Consider the following 14,609-nt stretch of genomic DNA (forward strand, 5'->3'; position numbering starts at 1 on the left):
GGCCAGTTTCCCCTTCGACGCTGCACGATGATCGGCAAAAAAGTCCGGCTTGCAGGAGAATCCGGGCATTGTCCAAAGGAATTGCCTGGCTGCAAAGCCGGCTGAAAGCCCCCGCGCTGCACCCCAAGGACCGAGACATGGACTATCTGACAAGCCTCAAAGTGTTCCGCGCGGTCGTGGAGGCGAAGAGTTTCACGCGCGCCGCCGATCTGCTTGGCGTGTCGCCGCCGGTCGTGTCGCGCGCCATCGCCACGCTCGAGCAACGGCTGGGCAACCGGCTCTTTCACCGCACCACACGCCACATCTCGCTGACCGAGACCGCCGAGCAATTCTTCGCGGGCTGTTCACGTGTGCTGGATGAACTCGACGCGCTGGAGGCGCAGGCGTCGGATCGCACCAGTGATCCGACCGGCATGCTGCGGCTGGTCGCTCACACGACGGCGACGGTCAACCGGCTGGTCCCCCTGATTGCCACTTTCCGTCGTCGATACCCGCTGATCGGACTCGACGTCACGTTGACCGAGCGTCCCGTGGACCTGGTGGCGGACGGCTACGACCTTGGTGTCGTGCTGCCCTTCATGCTGACCAGCGACACTACTGTCACGCGCCTGCTCGAGCGCATTCCGCTCGTCATTGTGGTGACGCCTGGATATCTGGAAGGCAAGCAGCGGCCGATGCATCCGTCCGCGCTCGCCGGGCTTGAGTTCGTCGCCATGCATGCGTCGATCCGCAAGCCCATGCTGACGTTCCGGCTGGATGGTGGCGAGCAGATCACGGTGCCGCTGAAGGCGGACGTGACATCGAACAACGCGGTGCTCAACCGCGAACTGGTGCTGGAGGGCTTCGGCCTGGGCGTATTGCCTTCTGCGCTGGTTCGCGACGAACTGGCGTCCGGCAAACTGGTGTCGCTGCTGGACGACTTCGAGATCGTCGATGGCGCGATCGAGATTCGTCTGGCTTACAGCAGTCGCACATTGCTGCCGGCCAAGGTGCGGGCGTTCATTGAACACGCGGTGGAATTCTTCGAAGCCTGAGCGAAGCGGCCAGGCTTTCATTTTAATTTCACATCAATTTCCTTTCGATTGTTGACGGATTCGTCATTAATTTGATGCGCGCGATAACGGTTGACCACGTGCATATGCACACTTAATCTGTGCACATGCACACACGACCTTCCAGACACGACGACTGTTTTGCGGTTCGCCAGGCTGCGCGGCACATCTCGCAGTTGTACGAGCGGCATTTGTCGGCGGTGCAGATCACGCCGACGCAATTCAGCATCGTCTCCGCGCTTGCACGCACGCCGGACATGACGATGGCGGAACTCGCGCAGGCCATGGTGATGGAGCGCACGACGCTGGTCCGGGTGCTGCAGCCGTTGCTGCGCAGCGGGCTTGTCCTGGCGGAGCTGGGCGGACCTTGCCAGCGGCGTTTGCAGTTGACGCTGACCGAAGGCGGGCGGACCAAGCTCGCCGACGCGCTGCAGCACTGGCAGGCAGCACAAGAAGAATTCGAGGCGAAGTTCGGGCGCCGGCAGGCGGCACGTCTGCGGCGCGAACTGTTCCGCCTGACCAGCGAGTGAGCCACGCGAGCCATTCGTCCCCCCGCATGAAGAATTCGACGCAACCAACAGGACTCACCGATGACCACTCCTTCCACGCCGATTATCTCCACCGCCGCGCCCACGGCTGAGCGCGGAGCGCGGCGGCCTTTTCGACTCGGCTGGATGCCGCTCGCGATCATCGTGGTGGTGATCGTGATCGCTGCCGCGGCGACGTACTGGTTCACCGTGTTGCGTTTCGTTCAAAGCACGGACGACGCGTACGTCGGCGGCAACGTGACGGTGATGGCGCCGAAGGTGAACGGCTTCGTTACCGAACTGCTTGTCACCGATAACCAGCGCGTGAAGGCAAACCAGGTGCTGATCCGGCTCGACTCACGGGACTACGACGCGAGGCTTGCACAGGCGAATGCAGACGTGCAGGGCGCGCGTGCTGCAGTCGCGGAACTCGAAGCGAAGCAGCAACTACAGGCCGCCGTGATCAACCAGAGCCAGGCAGAGGTGCGGGCATCGGCGGCGGAAGTTACGCGCAGTGCGTCCGACCAGGTGCGTTACCGGCAACTCGTCAAGGACGAGGCGGTATCGGACCAGGTGGTCGAACGCGCCGACGCGGATTACCTGAAGGCCCGCGCCACGCTCGATAACAGCAACGCAGCGGCGCTTGCCTCGCAACGCCAGCTCGCCGTGCTTGCCGCACAGATAGACGACGCCCGCGCCCGTGTCGCGACCGCTGAAGCGTTGCGGCGCGTAGCCGAACTGAACGTGGAGTACACGACCATCCGCGCGCCTGTGGACGGTTATGTCGGTAACCGGACGGCGCGCGTGGGCATGCTCGCGAACACGGGGGCGTCGCTGCTGACGATCGTGCCCGCCGACGGCCTGTGGATCGATGCGAACTTCAAGGAAGACCAGCTCAAGAAGATGCATGTGGGCGACCGCGTGGACGTTGAACTCGACGCCTCCAGCGGGACCTTTCAAGGTCATGTAGAAAGCCTGGCGCCAGCGACGGGTGCGACGTTCAGCGTACTGCCGCCCGAGAACGCGACCGGCAACTTCACGAAGATCGTGCAGCGCGTCCCGGTGCGGATTCGCCTCGACGTACCGAAGGACATGCAGAACGTGTTGCGCGCCGGCCTCTCGGCGACGGTCAAGGTTCACCTCGACAGCGCGAGCCGTTCATGAGCCCCGCCGTTCCGTTGAACCCCGCCAACCAGCCCATGAGACAGCGCATTTTCGCGTTCGCGCTGATGTGCCTGGGCTTCTTCATGGCGACGCTGGACATCCAGATCGTGGCGTCGTCGCTGAAGGAAATCGGCGGCGGTTTGTCGGCGAGCCAGGACGAACTTTCGTGGGTTCAGACCTCGTACCTGATCGCGGAAATCCTGGTGATCCCGATGTCCGGCTGGCTCTCCAAAGTGTTTTCCACGCGCTGGCTGTTCGTGGCTTCCGCGGTCGGTTTCACCGTCACGAGCATGCTGTGCGGCCTCGCATGGGACATCAATTCGATGATCATTTTCCGCGGCCTGCAAGGTGCGCTCGGAGCCGCGATGATCCCGACGGTTTTCACTACGGCATTCGTGCTGTTCCCCGGCAAGCAGCGGCTGATTGCATCGACGACGATCGGCGCGCTCGCTTCTCTCGCCCCGGCGATTGGCCCCGTGATCGGGGGATGGATCACGTCGCAATGGTCATGGCACTGGCTGTTCTATCTGAACCTCGTGCCGGGCCTGATCGTCGCGATCATGGTGCCGAAGTTCGTGCACATCGACGAACCGGACCTGTCGTTGCTGAAGAAGGGCGACTACCTGGGCATCGCATTGATGTCGGGTTTTCTCGGCTGCCTTGAATACGTGCTCGAAGAGGGCCCGCGCAAGAACTGGTTCGGCGACGATGTGATCATCACGTGCACGTGGATCTCCGCTATCTGTGGCTTCCTGTTTCTTGTGCACGCGTTCACCGCGAAAGATCCCGTTGTCGATCTGCGCGCGCTCGCGGTCAGGAACTTTGCGATCGGCTGTTTGCTGTCGTTCGTGACGGGTATCGGCATCTTCGTCGCGGTGTTTCTCACGCCGCTGTTCCTCAGCCGCGTGCGTGAACTGGATTCGCTGCAGATCGGGATTGCATTGTTGTCGGTGGGCGTTTTCCAGTTGCTTGCGCTCGGTGCTTATGCATTCACCTCCCGTCTCGTCGACATGCGCTGGTGTCTGCTCTTCGGCCTCGTGTGTTTTGGCCTTGGCTGTTATTTCTACGTGCCGCTTACGAACGACTGGGGCTGGCAGCAACTGCTGCTGCCGCAGGCGCTGCGCGGTATTGGCCAGCAGTTCGCGGTGCCGCCTATCGTGACAATGGCGCTGGGCTCGCTGCCGCAATCGCGCCTGAAGTCGGCGAGCGGACTGTTTAACCTGATGCGTAACCTCGGCGGCGCGATCGGCATTGCCGTCAGCGCGACCATGCTCAACGACCGGCTGAATTTTCACTATCTGCGCATCAGCGAGCGCGTCACGACGGGAAGTCCGGAGACGGAAGCGTTCTTGTCGAGGCAATTCACGCACTGGGGATCGGTGGCCGGAGATGCGCTGAACGCGACCAACGCGGGCCTTGCCAACCTGCATGCACTGGTGTTCCGCGAAGCGCTGGTGATGACCTTCTCCGACACCTTCTACGTACTCGCGATGTGCTTCGCGGTCGGCATAGTCAGCGTGCTTTTCGTGCGGCCTATTGGCGCCGCGCCGCCTTCTCCTGACGCTCATTGAGGTCGACCATGTATAAGATTTTATTGGCACTGGCAGCAAGCATGACGCTCGCGGCGTGCGCCGTGCAACCCGCGAGTCATGCGGATTTACCGTCGACCGTACAGTCGATAGCACCCGCTAACTGGAGCGCCGACGCGCCGCAAGACAACCTGGATGCCGCCGCGTGGTGGCAGCAATTCGGCGACCCGGTGTTGCATGAACTGGTGAACTCGGTGCTGAGCCAGAACCTGGATGTTCAAGCTGCACTGGAGCGGGTGAAGCAGGCGCAGTCCGTGACCACTCAGCGTCGTGCTGCGCTTCTTCCGGAGCTTGACGCGACCGGCACCGCTGCTGATGCACGCCAGAACGCGCCACCGCCGCTGGGCTATGTTCGTCAGGCGGGCTTCGGTGTCACACTCGGCTGGACGCCCGACGTATTCGGCGGCGAGCGCCTTGAGTTGCTGGCGGCACAAGCGCAATTGACCGGCCGTCAACATGATGTCGATGCGCTTCGTCTCGCGCTGGCGGCAAATACGGCATCGGCGTATGTGGATCTGCGCTGGGCGCAAAGCGAGCAAAAGATCCTGCAGGACAACATCGCGATCCGGGAACGTGCGCTGCGCCTGACGCAAGAACGCATGCAATACGGGCTCTCGCCGCGCCTTGACGTCACGCGCGCGCAGAACCAGTTGAGCGAGTTGCAGGCGCGTCTGCCGCGTGCCGACGCCACCATTCAGCATCAGCTAAGTTTAATCGCGGTGTACTCGGGTCGCACGCCGGAATCCGTGGATGCATTAGTGCTCGCGACGCCGGGGACCATTCCGACACCGTCGAACGCGGTGCCCCAGATGCTGCCCTCGGAAGCGCTGCTGCGTCGTCCCGATGTCCGCAGTGCCTACGCCGAGCTCACGCAACGCGCGGCGGAAGTGGGCGTTGCGCAAGCGGACCGCTATCCGAAGTTCTCGTTGCAACTGACCGACGGTTTGCTGGCGTCGTCGTATCTTGGCTTGCCCACGCTCACCGACAACCTCTTCAGCGCGGCGCTCAATGCGACCAGTCCTATCTTCAATGCTGGGCGCATCACGGCTGGCATCGAGCAGAGCGAAAGCCGCATGCGTGAGTCCGATCTGCGTCTCCGGCAGACCATGCTGCAAGCGTTGAAAGATGTGGAGGACACGCGTACCGATCTTGTCAGCACGTCGGAACAGGCCGACCGCCTGAAGGAAGCGTTGCAATCCTCCGACCAGTCGCTGCGCCTGTCCACTCAACTTTACAAGGGCGGTGCAAGCGGTTTCCTCGATGTACTCGCGGCACAGGAAGCGTATCTGCAGGACTCGGATGCGCTGAACCAGGCGAGGCGTGAACATGCGCTGGCAGCGGTAGCGTTGTACCGTTCGCTCGGCGGCGGCTGGAGCGAAACCAAGCAGGAGTGACGAAGCAGGAGTGACGAAGCAGGAGTAATGCATAGTGCATGCCTCGGGTAACATCGGACATCTTTTGTGTTCATTTGCTTAACCACCCGCATGGCACTCAAAAACCTGTTGAGACGGCTTGACCTGACCACGCTGCAGCTCTTCCTCGCGGTCTACGAGGAGGGTACGCTGACTCGCGCGGCCGAACGCGAGGCGATTGCGATATCGGCCGCGAGCAAGCGACTGCTTGAACTCGAACAGGCCGTGGGTGCGACGCTGTTTGTCCGCCGGGCACGGGGCATGGAGCTCACGCCCGCCGGCGAAACCCTGCTGCATCACGCGCGCCGCGTGTTGCGCGATGTCGAGAACATCGGGATCGAGTTGGCCGAACACGCGACCGGCGTGCGCGGTTATGTCCGCATGATGGCGAACCTCTCGGCTATCGTCGAATTCCTTCCCGAAGACCTGCGGGCATTCTTCTCGATGAACGAGCGCATCAAGCTCGACCTCGAAGAGCGCCCGAGCAGCGGCGTGGTGCAAGGCATAGCGGACAGCCTCGCCGACGTCGGCATCTGCTCAGGCGAAGCCGATACGCGCGGCCTCGATGTCTCGCACTACCGGCACGACTCGCTGGTCGTGGTGATGCGCGAGGATCATGCGCTCGCGGTCCGCGAGCAGGTCACGTTCGTCGAAACGCTGGATAGCGATTACGTCGGGCTGCATGCGGCCAGCTCCATCAACCTGCGCACGCAAACGGCCGCGCGTCAGGCGGGTAAACCATTGAGGCTGCGCATCCAGGTGCCGGGTTTCGATGGCGTCTGCCGCATGGTGCAGGCTGGTCTGGGCATCAGCGTGCTGCCGCTGAAGGTCTTCAACACGGTTGGCCGTCCGCTCGGACTCACAGCCGTCATGCTCGACGAAACCTGGAGCCAGCGCGATCTGATCGTCGTAGTACGCGATGTTGCCGGACTCCCGCCAGTGAGCCGGATGCTGTTCGATCATCTGCTTGCCGTGGAGCACACAGAGCACGAAGGGCAGAAGGGCGGCTGAGCGTTCGCCGTTCGCGAACGGTCATTGGCGAAATGCGGTTGGACGGGGCGCGTTGCCGGCTCCTAAGCTGTCTTCCAGATTAGGTTTTTCGGGAGACACGCATCATGGCTGGACCGCTCGCAGGCATTCGCGTCATCGAAATCGGCACTCTGATTGCGGCGCCGTTCGCCGCCCGCATGCTCGGGGAGTTCGGTGCCGACGTCATCAAGATTGAAGCGCCGGATAACGGCGACCCGCTTCGCAAATGGCGAAAGCTGCATGAGGGCACGTCGCTCTGGTGGTATCTGCAGTCGCGCAACAAGAAGTCCGTGTGCGTGAACCTGAAGTCACCGGACGGTGTCGATGTCGTCAAGCGTCTCGCCGCGGACGCCGACGTCGTCATTGAAAACCTCCGTCCCGGTGCGCTCGAAAAACTCGGCCTTGGCTGGGACGTGCTGCACGCAATCAATCCCAAACTCACGATGGTCCGCATCTCCGGATATGGGCAGTCGGGACCGTATCGCGATCGTCCGGGCTTCGGCGCGATCGGCGAGGCCATGGGCGGCATTCGCTATACAACCGGCGAAGTCGATGGCGCACCGGCACGCGTGGGCGTGTCTCTTGGCGACTCGCTGGCTTCGCTGCACGGGGTGATCGGCGCGTTGATGTCGATCCTGCGCGTGAAGACCGGGCAGGGCCTGGGCCAGGTCGTGGATGTGTCGCTCGTGGAAAGCGTCTTCAACCTGATGGAAAGCCTGATCCCCGAATACGACTTGCTCGGGCACGTGCGCGAGCGCAGCGGCGGCGCGTTGCCGGGAATCGCACCGTCGAATACGTATCGCACCGAAGACGGCGCTTTTGTGGTGATCGCGGGCAACAGTGATCCCATCTTCAAGCGCCTGATGCACGTAATAGGCCGCACCGATCTCGCCGATGACCCCGCACTTGCCCGCAACGACGGCCGCGCCGCACAGAGCGCACGGCTGGACGAAGCCATCACCGCATGGACCACGTATCATCCGATTGACGACGTGCTTGCCGCGCTCGAAGCGGCGCAAGTGCCATCCGGCAGGATCTATTCCGTGGCCGACATTGTTGCGGACCCGCATTATCAGGCGCGTGACATGTTGCTTGATGCCGCGTTGCCCGGCGGGGTGTCGGTGAAGATGCCGGGCATTGTGCCCAAGCTCTCCGACACTCCCGGCGAAGTTCGATGGCAGGGGCCGGCGCTTGGAGAACATACGGACTCCGTACTGTCTGATCTCGGTTTCAATCCAAGCGATGTCGCACGGCTACGCAGCGAGGGCGCTGTGCAATAAGCGCCGCTGCTCCTATCCGCAGGACCTTCCCTCAACATCACCAGAACACACATGACCGGACGGCCTTCGAGCCAGTCCGGCAAGGAGACGATCATGAGCGATCTTGGCGCCACTGCGGCCGTGCCGCAGGCAAACAGCGAAAACGACTTAAAAGCGGTTATCAGCAAGGTTGCCTGGCGGCTGATGCCGTTAATCATGATCTGCTATTTGTTCGCGTTTTTCGATCGCATCAACATCAGCTTTGCGAAGTTTCAACTGCAAAGCGATCTCGGTTTCTCAGACACCGCCTACGGTCTCGGCGCCAGCCTCTTCGTGATCGGCTACGTATTGTTCGAAGTGCCCAGCAACCTGGTGCTTTACAAGGTCGGCGCCCGCCGCTGGATCGCGCGCATCATGATTTCGTGGGGCATCGCCACTAGCGCCATGGTGCTGGTCGGCAACGAATGGCAGTTCTATGCGCTACGCTTCATCATCGGCGCAATGGAAGCGGGCTTCGCCCCAGGCGTTCTGTACTACCTCACGTTATGGTTTCCCGCGAGCCATCGCGGTCGCATCACGTCCATGCTGTTTCTTGCCTCGGCGTTCTCCGGGCTGGTTGGCGCGCCGTTGTCGGGTCTGGTCCTCGGGCACATGGACGGCGTGCTTGGCATCCGCGGATGGCACTGGCTGTTTCTGCTCGGCGGTTTGCCGTGTATCGTCCTCGGCCTGCTGGTACTCAAGCTGCTGAAGGACCGCATCGAGGACGCAGGCTGGCTTAGCGCCTCGGAAAAGTCACTGCTGGCAAGCCGCATCCAGCGGCACGCTCCTCACTCGGGCGGCGGCAGTTCATTGCTCGATGCAATCAGGACACGCGGCTTCCTGATGCTCGGACTGATCTATTTCTTGATTCAGGTGGCGTCGTATGGGCTCAATTTCTGGGCGCCGCAACTTATTCGAAGCGCTGGTACGCACAACCCGACCACCATCGGCCTGCTGACCGCCGTGCCCTATATTTGCGGTGCGATCTCCATGGTCGTGGTGGGCCGTCTCTCCGACGCCTCGGGCGAACGCCGTCAATTCGTTTGCGGACTGTTAGTGATGGCGGCGATCGGTTTTTTTGCCGCCGGTATCTTCGATAAACAAACGGGCCTCCTGATCGTTGCGCTCGGCGTGATGGGGGCGGGCGTGGTGGCCTCGATCCCGGCGTTCTGGGCGCTGCCGCCGAAGCTCCTGAAGGGGGCGGGCGCAGCCGGCGGCATAGCGTTGATCAACACGATCGGGCAATTCGGCGGCATTGTGAGTCCGGTGATGGTCGGACGGGTTCGCGACCTGACCGGCAGCACGACGCCCGCGTTGTACGCGATCGGCGCGATGAGCCTCATCGGAGCGTTGCTCCTGCTGTTCGGTTTGCCGGCGATATTGCGGCAGAAGGATTCGACGGAGGGCCGCGTTTCCCGGAGATAACGTGGCCCGGCGGTTTTATTCTCAGGGGCCATTTGACGCTTTATAGGACCAACGAAACTTTCGTTGTAGCGTCCGGGGAAATCCAGTTGCAACCGGATACGTTGTTAAATATGGACAAGGGTTTGTCGCAATGGGCCAATATAAATAAATCAAGGTGCCCGCGACAAATACTCCCGGTCGCTTTATTCAGTGGATTAGCGCGCTGGGAAATTGCATCTGTTTTTGTCCGGGAGCCTTGTTTTCACTCGGCGTTTGACGCACTAAAACGACTTTAATCGGTATCCAGATTCGGATTCGGCCAAAAATACCGTCTCATACGAAATTTGTGCAATCACAGGGAAATGCGACCGGCGTACTTCAACTAATGCTTTAAAAATTGTCGTGGCACCTGCGCTGGTCAAGCTCCTCCGCCATCCTTGCAATGCCGGGCAAACTTCGATTTGCCTTGCCTCACGCAACGATTTAGCGCATTCTTAATCGTTCCGATGCCGATGACCGTCAGTTTGCATATCGGTCTTCAGCAGATTTCCACGACGGTCAGCGCAGTGTGTCCAGCGAGTGCGTTATGACCATCCATACCATCGAATATCGCGGCTATGCATTGCGTGCTTATTCGCAGCAGATTTTCCCGCCGCATGGCGATCCATTTGCAAAAGGTCCCAAGCGTTTTTCCGCGATTGTTCAGATAGACACCGTACCGTCCGACAGCGCCACGTCCAAGCGCTATTCACCAGCCATCAAGGGTGTCGAGCCGGCCAGCGCCGACGACGCTATTGATCTGGCCATGCAATACGGTCGAGACATCATCGACGGCAAGGTTCAGGCCGGTGCACTGTATAACGCGCGAAGCGGGCGCTTTTCCCGCTCGGTGCGGCGGTTCCAGCCATCTGCGCCGGTGCCACCGTCCGCACCTTCGCAGCCAGGCGGCGCAGACAACGCCACATGAGCGGCAACGCTCGCAGTAGCCACGCGTGACAAGACCTCGGGGCGTCGCGCAATAACTTAAGAACATCATGAACGACACTGTAAGAAGCTATCGCGGCCTCGAAATTTATCCCCTGATCTACCCGCACAAGCCGCGCGGTGCGGACGGTTCCCGCCATTACGACTCGGGTTTTGACGCCGCCGTGAAGATTTCGCGGCGCGGCGTGGATGACAGCACGACCACCAGCCGCGTGTATCGCGTGCCGGGCACCGGTCCGTTTAGCGGCTCGGGCGAAGCGCGCCTGGCGTCCACGCGTTATGCAGAAAGCCTGATCGACGGCAACGTCGCGGGCGAATCGATCGCCGATCTATGAGTTATTCGCTCGATCATCCGCCCGTGGCCTCTTCGCTCGATAACCGGACGGCCGACAAGCCGGCCGGGTGGGCCAATTACAACGTGGCGGCCTCCTCAAGGCGCGCAACGGGCGGCACCATGCCCACGCTACGTATCACGCGGCTGAGCGACAAGCGCGTGATCTATCCGTTTGTCGGCTGCGCGGACATGCCGCTTTTCCCCGACGCACAAAGCGCGCGCGATTACGCGGAGCAATATGGCGCAAGCCTTGTGGACGGCGACATCGCGGTGCCTGAGTGACAGTTGTGGTCGACCAGACAGTACTTGCCGGGCGCGTCGAGCGGCGGCAGTCCACCGCAAATCGGCTAGGGTCGTTTCATTGTGTGACTAGGCGCGGTCCGAAATAGCTTGACACCTTACCCCGCGACACGTAACCTGAAGGTCGAAGTATTCAAGAAGCTCGATTGCTGTTCATCATTCTGCCTCGTTATCTCCGCGGTATTTGTTGTCCTCTCACTTCCTTGAAGCTTCTCTCGCCTCAATACGGGGTTGCATCATTTTTATATTTTCAAGGAATTCTCATGGATACCGGTATCGTCAAGTGGTTCAACGACAGCAAGGGCTTCGGCTTTATCACGCCTGACGCAGGCGGCGACGACCTCTTCGCCCACTTTTCGGAAATTCGTAGCGACGGCTTCAAGACGCTCGCCGAAAACCAAAAGGTTAGCTTCGAAACCAAGCAAGGCCCGAAGGGTCTGCAAGCTTCGAACATTACCCCGCTGTAATTGGTGGTGTAATTGATTTATCGCGTAAGTTGGCTCACGCCAATTTACGCGAGCAGTAAATGTTTTCGCGGAGCTTCGGTTCCCGGTTGCGGTAGTCGCTTTTGTTGAACGGCGCCGCTACCACCAGCATTGCACCTGTCTGCCTCTGCTTGCATCTGTTTGCACTTCCACTTTAGTCCGCTTTAGTCCCTCTGCAATCTCCTGCAACTTCGCTGCCACACGTCGCGATCTAAAACGAACGCTAATTGTTCGTTGGCGCGCTTGTGATTTCGGCTGCTTTCTGCTGTTTTTCTGCTGTCTCCTCTGCGAATTTTTAAGGCCTCGTGCCTGTTATCAACGCGTCCTGACAATCAATGTTTGTCGGACCCGCGTTTGTTCGTGTGTATCACTTATGCATAACTCTAATATTTATTTGTACAACGGCTATAAAGTCGTTCCTTCCGCGCATCGTCTGCCTGATGGATCATTCGCGTCGAACCTTTTGCTCGAGCGCCATAGCGGCAGCGAGAAGGGCAACCGCTACCAGTTCCACGTTCTCGATTACTTCAAGAACGAAGCGCAAGCGCTCGGTCATTCACGCCAGTGGGCGCGGCAATGGGTCGACACCCGCGGCTAATCGTTAGCGGCGGGTTGGCGGTGGGTCCCTTGTGGGTCCGCGGTGAGTCATTACTCGATTCATCGAAACGGCTTGCGGTTAAAAGCATGCCCCAGACATCTGTTTTCCCAAGTTCGATCTAGCCGGCTTGCTCTCATAGTTTCCCGGCACGCGCGACAAGCGCATGTGTCCCGTCGGCGCACCATCTGGTGCGCCGTTTTCGTCTCAAGTCCATCGAAAGCGTTTTGCTCTATCGGGACGCCGTTGCGCTTGTCCTGCATCGGCTTAAAAACGAACTCCACAATACCCGTAAAAACTTTGCATATTTACCTTAAGCAACCCTCCGGTACGGTCGTTAAACCCTTTGCCTATGTCGACAAATGTGTGACGGAACATCAGGAAAAGCTTGGCGCGTTTGAGGGTGAGAGCCTCGCCGTCAATGAACACTTTGCGACAGGCACGGCGCGCGGACACGGGATCGACCTGTCCGCGTTGCACTCATACCGCTGCCGGCGCTTGGGGGGCCAAGAACGGCGGCGGCTATTCAGCGCTCAAGAGCCCGTTCGGGCAGGAGTCACCACGTGAATCTCAAAGACATGACCATCAAAAGCAAGCTTATTGCTGGATTTGGTGTGCTCTCAGCCATTGTGCTCGGTGTGTCAGCGATGTCGCTACACGCGCTGAGCAGTTCGACCGATGAGTTTTCGAACTACGTCCATGGTCCTGGCGCGCGGGCCGACGTGGCAACGCAGGTTCGCACTGCAGTCGACCGACGTGCCATTGCAGCGCGCAATCTTGTCCTGGTGACGAAACCGTCGGACCTGGAAATCGAGAAGGCCGACGTCGCGCGAGCGTCGGAAGACGTGCATGCGAAGCTGAAACTGTTGAAAACCATGGTCACGAGCGGACCCGGCAGCAGCGATACCGCACGCAGTCTGGTGGGCGAAATCGATCGCGTGGAGACGCTGTACGGGCCGGTTGCGAACGACATCGTGGCCCTCGCGCTCGCGGGCAAGCACGACGAGGCGATCGTCAAGATGGATGACGAATGCCGGCCTCTGCTGGCTGCGCTCGTGAAGGCGACGGATGCCTACGCTGATTTCACGCGCAGCCGTCAGGACCAGTTGGTGCGCGACTCGGAAGATGAGTATCAGATGCAGCGCAACCTGCTGATCGCCATTTGCGTGGCCGCGATCGCCACGGCATTGGCGGCGGGCGCTTTCATCACGCGCTCGATCACGCTGCCGATCCGGCGTGCCGTCGATGTCGCCAGCACGGTGGCACGCGGCGATCTTCGCAGCCGCATAGTGGTTACTCAGAACGATGAAACGGGCCAGTTGCTCGGCGCGCTCGCTGACATGAACGCGCGGCTGATCGAAACGGTGAGCCGCGTGCGTGAAAGCAGCGGCAGCATCGCGAGTGCGTCGTCGGAGATTGCGACGGGGAACACCGACCTCAGCCAGCGCACGGAGGAACAGGCGGCGTCGCTGGAGCAAACGGCGGCGAGCATGGAAGAGCTGACGTCGACGGTCAAGCAGAACACTGAAAACGCGCAGCAGGCCAGCGCGCTGGCGACAAGCGCTTCGGATGTCGCCCAGCGTGGCAACAAGGTCGTCGGGCAGGTGGTCGACACCATGCACGGCATCAGCGAAAGCTCGGCGAAGATTGCGGAGATCACGGGGATTATCGAAGGGATTGCTTTCCAGACCAATATCCTGGCGTTGAATGCGGCGGTTGAAGCCGCGCGGGCCGGGGAACAGGGCCGCGGTTTCGCGGTGGTCGCGAGCGAAGTGCGCAGTCTCGCGCAACGGTCGTCGAATGCGGCGAAAGAGATCAAGGACCTGATTGCGAACTCGGTGACGCAGGTCCAGAACGGTTCGGCGCTTGCCAGCCAGGCCGGCGAGACGATGTCCGAGGTGACCCAGGCGGTCGCGCGAGTGACTGACATCATGGAGGAGATTGCGGCGGCATCGATTGAGCAGGGGCGCGGCATAGAACAGGTGAACCAGGCCATCACGCAAATGGACGAGGTCACGCAGCAGAACGCAGCGCTGGTGGAAGAAGCGGCGGCGGCATCGCAGTCACTGCAGGATCAGGGCAGGCAGTTGACGGAGGCGGTGGCGTTCTTCCAGATGGAGGGCGCGACGGTTGCGTCACGTCCAGCGGTTGCGCTGGCGGCTGCGTCGACGGTTAAGCCGGCAGTTCGCGCTGCGGCTTTGCCGGTCGCCAAACGAGCTATTAAACGCTCGCCTGCCGTGTCGGTTGCACCACTGAAAACGGCAGGTGCCGGCGAGGAGGGCTGGAGCACGTTCTAACGCACTGTGCCACTGTCCGGCGGGTGAATGAAGCGGCGCGACTGCGGTCGCGCTGCCTTTAACTGTACCTATAGGCGTTTCGGTGGGCTGCGCGTTTATACGCTGAATCGCATTACGTCCTTATATCCGTATGACGCTA

The 14,609-nt window shown here is 60.8% G+C and carries 14 protein-coding genes; all 14 read left to right on the plus strand.

Annotated elements, in window-relative coordinates; all coding sequences use genetic code 11:
* Positions 1–137 precede the first annotated feature (137 nt).
* The gene (locus tag ACSQ36_RS23975) at positions 138–1,034 is read left to right on the plus strand and encodes a LysR family transcriptional regulator (protein ID WP_213762299.1); all 897 of its coding nucleotides are present in this window, start codon (positions 138–140) and stop codon (positions 1,032–1,034) included.
* A gap of 125 nt (positions 1,035–1,159) precedes the next feature.
* The gene (locus ACSQ36_RS23980; RefSeq protein ID WP_436183847.1) at positions 1,160–1,582 is read left to right on the plus strand and encodes a MarR family winged helix-turn-helix transcriptional regulator; all 423 of its coding nucleotides are present in this window, start codon (positions 1,160–1,162) and stop codon (positions 1,580–1,582) included.
* Positions 1,583–1,642: 60 nt separating this feature from the next.
* Positions 1,643–2,743, plus strand: coding sequence for an HlyD family secretion protein (locus tag ACSQ36_RS23985; protein WP_255631154.1), 1,101 nt, complete (start codon positions 1,643–1,645; stop codon positions 2,741–2,743).
* Positions 2,740–4,314, plus strand: a complete 1,575-nt coding sequence (locus ACSQ36_RS23990) for a DHA2 family efflux MFS transporter permease subunit (protein ID WP_436183848.1) — start codon at positions 2,740–2,742, stop codon at positions 4,312–4,314. Before ACSQ36_RS23985 ends, ACSQ36_RS23990 begins: the two co-directional genes overlap by 4 nt.
* An 8-nt stretch (positions 4,315–4,322) precedes the next feature.
* Positions 4,323–5,726, plus strand: coding sequence for an efflux transporter outer membrane subunit (locus tag ACSQ36_RS23995; protein ID WP_436183849.1), 1,404 nt, complete (start codon positions 4,323–4,325; stop codon positions 5,724–5,726).
* A gap of 90 nt (positions 5,727–5,816) precedes the next feature.
* A complete protein-coding gene (locus tag ACSQ36_RS24000) occupies positions 5,817–6,755 on the plus strand; it encodes a LysR family transcriptional regulator (RefSeq protein WP_436183850.1) in 939 nt (312 codons plus the stop codon).
* Positions 6,756–6,859: 104 nt separating this feature from the next.
* Positions 6,860–8,053 carry a CaiB/BaiF CoA transferase family protein gene (locus ACSQ36_RS24005; protein ID WP_436183851.1) on the plus strand — a complete coding sequence of 398 codons (1,194 nt, stop codon included), beginning with the start codon at positions 6,860–6,862 and terminating at the stop codon, positions 8,051–8,053.
* Between the two features lie 93 nt (positions 8,054–8,146).
* Positions 8,147–9,496 (plus strand): MFS transporter, encoded by a 1,350-nt coding sequence (locus tag ACSQ36_RS24010; protein ID WP_436183852.1) that lies wholly within the window; start codon positions 8,147–8,149, stop codon positions 9,494–9,496.
* 565 nt (positions 9,497–10,061) lie between these two features.
* Positions 10,062–10,442: a hypothetical protein gene (locus ACSQ36_RS24015; protein WP_346730439.1), complete on the plus strand. Its 381-nt coding sequence runs from the start codon at positions 10,062–10,064 to the stop codon at positions 10,440–10,442.
* Positions 10,443–10,509: 67 nt separating this feature from the next.
* Complete coding sequence (locus ACSQ36_RS24020; RefSeq protein WP_213762250.1) at positions 10,510–10,794, plus strand: hypothetical protein; 285 nt, start codon at positions 10,510–10,512, stop codon at positions 10,792–10,794.
* Entirely contained in the window at positions 10,791–11,075 is a 285-nt protein-coding gene (locus ACSQ36_RS24025; RefSeq protein ID WP_213762251.1) for a DUF6723 family protein, read from the plus strand. The genes ACSQ36_RS24020 and ACSQ36_RS24025 overlap by 4 nt, the downstream gene beginning before the upstream one ends.
* A 281-nt stretch (positions 11,076–11,356) precedes the next feature.
* On the plus strand, positions 11,357–11,560 hold the full coding sequence (locus ACSQ36_RS24030) for a cold-shock protein (RefSeq protein WP_031362000.1): 204 nt from the start codon (positions 11,357–11,359) through the stop codon (positions 11,558–11,560).
* A gap of 391 nt (positions 11,561–11,951) precedes the next feature.
* A complete protein-coding gene (locus ACSQ36_RS24035; protein WP_213762252.1) occupies positions 11,952–12,176 on the plus strand; it encodes a hypothetical protein in 225 nt (74 codons plus the stop codon).
* Positions 12,177–12,751: 575 nt separating this feature from the next.
* Entirely contained in the window at positions 12,752–14,470 is a 1,719-nt protein-coding gene (locus ACSQ36_RS24040; protein ID WP_436184931.1) for a methyl-accepting chemotaxis protein, read from the plus strand.
* Positions 14,471–14,609 lie beyond the last annotated feature (139 nt).

The organism is Caballeronia sp. LjRoot34 (assembly GCF_964253815.1).
Classification (GTDB): domain Bacteria; phylum Pseudomonadota; class Gammaproteobacteria; order Burkholderiales; family Burkholderiaceae; genus Caballeronia.